General features: G+C 42.3%; 3 protein-coding genes. All 3 read left to right on the forward strand.

From position 1 onward, the window contains the following. Positions 1-193: 193 nt before the first annotated feature. The 3 genes from F6K37_RS32670 (at position 194) to F6K37_RS32680 (ending at position 4,532) form a co-directional block, all read left to right on the forward strand. Positions 194-1,390 (forward strand): lipase family protein, encoded by a 1,197-nt coding sequence (locus tag F6K37_RS32670; RefSeq protein ID WP_287254802.1) that lies wholly within the window; start codon positions 194-196, stop codon positions 1,388-1,390. Positions 1,391-1,566: 176 nt separating this feature from the next. Continuing rightward, positions 1,567-2,994: a caspase family protein gene (locus tag F6K37_RS32675; RefSeq protein WP_287254803.1), complete on the forward strand. Its 1,428-nt coding sequence runs from the start codon at positions 1,567-1,569 to the stop codon at positions 2,992-2,994. Further along, on the forward strand, positions 2,991-4,532 hold the full coding sequence (locus F6K37_RS32680) for a tetratricopeptide repeat protein (protein ID WP_287254805.1): 1,542 nt from the start codon (positions 2,991-2,993) through the stop codon (positions 4,530-4,532). The genes F6K37_RS32675 and F6K37_RS32680 overlap by 4 nt, the downstream gene beginning before the upstream one ends. Positions 4,533-4,614 lie beyond the last annotated feature (82 nt).

The following is a 4,614-nucleotide window of genomic DNA, read 5'->3' on the forward strand; positions in this document are numbered from 1 at the left end:
GCCTGCACGTAGGGCATATGCTTACCTTTCAGCTTTTGAATAAAAGATATAAGCATTCTTTTAATCTGAGTTAAGTCTGCTGACGGCTGACCGCTGACCGCTGACGGCTGACCCCTGACCGCTGACCGCTGACCCCTGACCCCTGACCGCTGACGGTAAAATATATAGATATTGATCAACTATCTTCTCAACTATGACAACTCTAGTATTTGTCCATGGCACAGGGGTTAGGCAAGCTGCCTATGAGCAAACCTTTAAGATAGTTGAGGGTTTTGTCACTAAACAACGTCCGGATATTACCGTTGTCCCTTGCTTTTGGGGTGGGGAATTTGGGAGTAAGCTCAATGCTCAAGGGGCATCGATACCGTTGTTTGATGCCACCTTAGCTCTGGATCAGGGAGAGGAAGAGGATCAAACTATTATTCTTTGGCAGGAGTTATATCGCAATCCCCTTTATGAATTAGGATTGTTGTCGTTTAAACCTAGGACTGGTGGTGATAGTAATCCCTTTGGAGAACAACCGGGTGATCAATTACATGATCGGTTGCTGGATTTGATTCCTACTGGAAAATTGCAGGAAAAATTACAAGCAGCGGGCATAGCAGAGGGGTTTGATCAGGCACGACGCCATGTTACGAGTAGTGCTGTTTATCAACAAGTATTAGACCAAGTCTCTGATTCAGATGGTGAAGATGGTGATACCATAACTAGAGCGATCGCAAGAGCAATTATTGCTCAGGCAATGTTTGACTGTCAGCAGCAAAATCAGGATTCCATCATACTTCCTAATCCGGAATTGCGTGATCAACTCGTGAGATCACTAAGTAATGCTTTGGGTAAGGAGGAAGACTTGGGATTGGGTGACTGGATCCAGAAACCACTTTCCTTATTGGCGGGACCAGCTACAGCTTGGGTGAGGAGTAAAAGGGGTGCAATTACTGAAGCAAATACTCCTACACCTGGTGACATTATACTTTATCAAAGTCGGGGTCAGCAAATACGTGACTTTATCCAGAAAACGATAGAAGAGGCTGAACCACCAGTTGTTATATTAGCCCATAGTTTAGGAGGGATTGCTTGTGTTGATTTATTAGTGAATCAACCAATGGCACAGGTAACATTATTAATTACAGTTGGTTCTCAAGCTCCCTTTTTATACGAAATTAATGCCTTATATAGCTTAGAATTTGGTCAGCCTCTGCCCGACTTTTTTCCGGAGTGGTTGAATATTTATGATTTACGAGATTTCCTTAGTTACATTGGTGCTACTCTATTCCCTAATAAAGTGCAGGATGTTTTGGTGGACAGTAAACAACCCTTTCCCCAAGCCCACAGCGCTTATTGGACAAACCCTGCTACCTGGAAGGCAATTATCCCGAGGTTACCATAGACTTCTTACAGAAGTCGGGAACAGGGAACAGGGAACAGGGAAGAGTTTGAGCCGGTGGTGCGTTACGGGGCGGACTATCACAACCCTGGCTACGCAAAAAATAATGGCAAGTCCGCCCCTAACGCACCCTACGCCTGGAAGGCAATTATCCCTACGCAACATTTACAAACCTTACCATGACCATTAATGCTAGGCCAGAAAAAACCTATGGGTTGATTGTCGGTATCGAGAACTATCAAGCAACAAACTGGAATGTGAATGGTCCCGTTCATGATGCCATCAAGTTTGCTGATTGGTTGTTATCACAAAGAGTGCCAAAGGATAATATCAGGCTGTGTTTGTCTCCTTTAACTGAAAATAGTGAACTGGTTAATAACTTTGAGATAACGTCAAAGCCAGCAACCGAGCAGAATATAGTTGATATCATTACTAATGATCTGTCTCAAAAAACGGGAGAGTTACTGTTTATGTTTTGGGCAGGTCATGGTTTAATTACTTCGGAGCGGAATCGCAGGCTACTTTGTGCTGATGCTAGTAAAACGAATTGGCAAAATCTAGATTTTAATTCCCTGTTACTACTTTTGGGTTCAGAGTCATTTAAGATTACCCATCATATTTGTATAGTCGATGCTTGTGCCAATTATCTTTTAGAGTCAAGAGGGCGACCAACCAATTTGGGAGGAAAACATTTTAATAGTGGTCAACCTAGGAAAGACAGTCAACAGTTTGTTTTACTGGCTACTAGAGAAGGGGAGACAGCCAAAGTTAACTCCTCGGAACAAACGGGATATTTTTCCCAAGCGGTAAGAAAAGCGTTGGCGCAACACGACTGGCTGCCAGATATGGAAGTAGTTGCTAAGCACGTTAAGCAACAATTTGCTAATTTAAATAAACAACAACTACCAACCTATTTTTATCGGCGCAGTTGGGATGGTGATCAGGATACTTATTATCCTAATCCTTTTGAGATTGCCCACAATATACCCAGTACTAAAGCCTGTAAGTTTGTAGATAGACACCAACCACTGGAAGAGTTAGATCAGCTATTTCAGCAAAATAATATTGTAGCAATTACTGATTCCACAGGTCAGGGGGGAGTAGGGAAAACAGAACTAGCAATTCAATACTCTTGTTACAATTTAGAAGATTATCCCGGTGGCTGTTGTTGGTTGTATTTCAAGAGAACGGATATTGTAACCCAGCTCTCGGAATTTGCATTTGTGAATGAATATGATTTTTCGATTCCTGAAAATCTCACCATTGCTAGCCAACTTGCTTATTGCTGGAAAAAGTGGCCACCAGGTAAAGTGTTATTAGTTTTCGATAATGTCACTAACATCGAGCAAATCAAAGACTACTTACCGCCCATGGGTTCTCGATTCAGGGTATTAATCACCACTCGTAGTTCACAGTTACCCTATGCGTCACTTCCTCTGGGGGAATTACCAGAAACTGAGGCTCTAGAGTTGTTAGCACAGTTGTTAGGAAAGGAGTTGGTTCAAAAAGAGTTAGAATTTGCTACAAAGCTCTGTAAATTTGTTGGCTGTGTACCTTTAGGATTATACAATGCGGCAGCGCTATACTCAAAGCCAGGGAGTAGATGATGCTAGAAGAAATTTTATCGCTCCTAGAGCAGAAGCAATCTGAAGAAGGGGACTCTGGTACAGATGATGTTGTGCTGGAACTCAATTGGGATTCCTTAGAGTCTTCAGCTCAAACCATGGCTGCTCTCCTGAGTTTGTTTGCCTTGGCTCCTATTCCCTGGTCATTAGTATCCGAGGCTGCTGCAGCTGCTAGCTTAGACTTTGATTTAGTAGTGAATCGGGATATCTTAGTTGAAAAGTATTTACTCCAGAAGTTGGATGATAATACCTACCAACTTCACGAACGGATTAGAGAATTTTTGAGTATCAAACGGGAACAATTAGCTGATATTGAAAAACTAAAACGGGGCGTTTGTTCAGCTATAGTAGCAATAGCAAAGGATATTCCTGAGACCCTAATTAAGTCAGATATTTTAGCACATACCCCTACTATCCCTCACCTGGTGGAAGTTGCCACTAACCAAAAAGAATACTTAAATGACGAAGATTTAATCTGGCCTTTTGTGGGCTTAGCGCGCTTTTACAAAGGTCAAGGCGCTTACGAAAAAGCCTTGACTTGGTATCAGCAATGCTTATCAACGGTTAGAGATCGCTTGGGTGAAGAACACCCAGATGTGGCCACCAGCCTCAACAACCTGGCTTTACTGTACTATACTCAGGGGCGCTACGAAGAAGCGGAACCCCTGTACCTGCAATCCTTAGACCTGAGGAAACATCTGTTGGGTCAAGAATACCCTGATGTGGCGAAACCGTTTACCCTACTAATTGAGGAAAATAAATTTCCAGATTGTGTGACGATGGATCTCAAAGTCAAGCCAGTATCGACAGGAATTTTTTCATCTCGCAAGAGAAAGCAATTGAAGCTATACCTGACTATACAATTTAATGAACAGTGGGTGCAGATGCCACTCGGTCGAGTTAGGTTCGGACTCAAAGGTGGAGAACTCAGGCTAAGGCTGAAAAATGGCAAGATACCTTTGGAAGCCCGTAACTTAAGTGGCTCATTTGACCCTGATGTTGAGAAAGAGAGGAGGCAGCAAGAGAGTCAGGAAAATCACAGTAAAGTCGAGGCGTCTTGGGATAAAAATCCACCTGGGGTTAAAGCTAACCATGGTCACAAAAATACAGGAGGCACAACAGATGGGTTTCAGTTTATTGACCCTGAGATCACAACGACGGGACCAGAGGAAACTCCGGCTTGGGTTTTTGAGGTAAAAACGGGTCAACCCGTGTTTAAAGGATTACTCAATGAAGTCGAGCTGGGAACAATAGATGTAATGGCAAAGCCTTGCTATATAGAAGCTACCTTTGAAGTTTTTAAGCCAGATGTTTATCTGACTGGATCTGAAGGGTTGTGGTCTCCCGAAATTAGTAGTAAACAACGTGAAGTCTTAGATAGAAAAATTGCCTTATTGATTCTAGAGCACCAATTAAAACCTTATTTAAGTAAAGTGGTACTTAAAGTAAGCAGGTGCACAAAATTAATTACCCATTTTTCAAAAATCAAAGCCTTACAATGTAAGGGTTACAGAGATTAGTAGTAGGAAATTAATTTTGTTTAGGTGCTTATGACTAATCTCCTAGGGTGGCTATCATAAATTAAGATCGGAAAAGCGGCGT

The sequence above is a fragment of the Moorena sp. SIO4E2 genome (assembly GCF_010671945.1).
GTDB lineage: Bacteria > Cyanobacteriota > Cyanobacteriia > Cyanobacteriales > Coleofasciculaceae > Moorena > Moorena producens.